We start from the raw sequence: 450 nt of genomic DNA, 5'->3' as shown, positions 1-450 counted from the left end.
CGGCGACGCGCACGGCGAGTTCGGCCACAACCTCGCCCGCTACGCGCTGCTCTCGCGCGGCGCGCTGCAGCTCTGCCACGCGCTCGGGTTCTGGCCGGACATCGTCCACGTCCACGACTGGCAGTCGGCCCTCGGTCCGCTCTACACCAACGTCCTGGAGCACCGGTCGCCGCTCGCGCGCGCCGCGACCGTGCTGACGATCCACAACCTCGGCTACCAGGGGTGGGTCAACCAGCTCCAGCTCGGCACGACAGGGCTCGGCTGAGACCAGTTCCACAGGTTCTGCCTGGAGGCGTACGACAGCATCAACCTGCTGAAGGCCGGCATCTACAACGCCACGCTCGTCTCCACGGTCTCCCCCCGGTACGCGCAGGAGATCCAGACGTGGGAAGGGGGCGAGGGCCTCGACGGCGTGCTGCGGGATCGCGGCAGCGACGTGATCGGGATCCT

1 pseudogene is annotated in these 450 nt (G+C 69.6%); it reads left to right on the top strand.

Features of this window, described 5'->3' with window-relative positions:
- Positions 1 to 46: 46 nt before the first annotated feature.
- Positions 47 to 450 (top strand): annotated as a pseudogene (locus tag BN4575_RS22940) (glycogen/starch synthase); the annotation flags it as partial.

The sequence above is a fragment of the Aeromonas sp. EERV15 genome (assembly GCF_900079845.1).
Taxonomy (GTDB): Bacteria; Pseudomonadota; Gammaproteobacteria; order Enterobacterales; family Aeromonadaceae; genus Aeromonas; species Aeromonas sobria.
The sequence above is the reverse complement of the archived record's forward strand: the minus strand, read 5'-3'. Positions and strand labels throughout refer to the sequence as shown.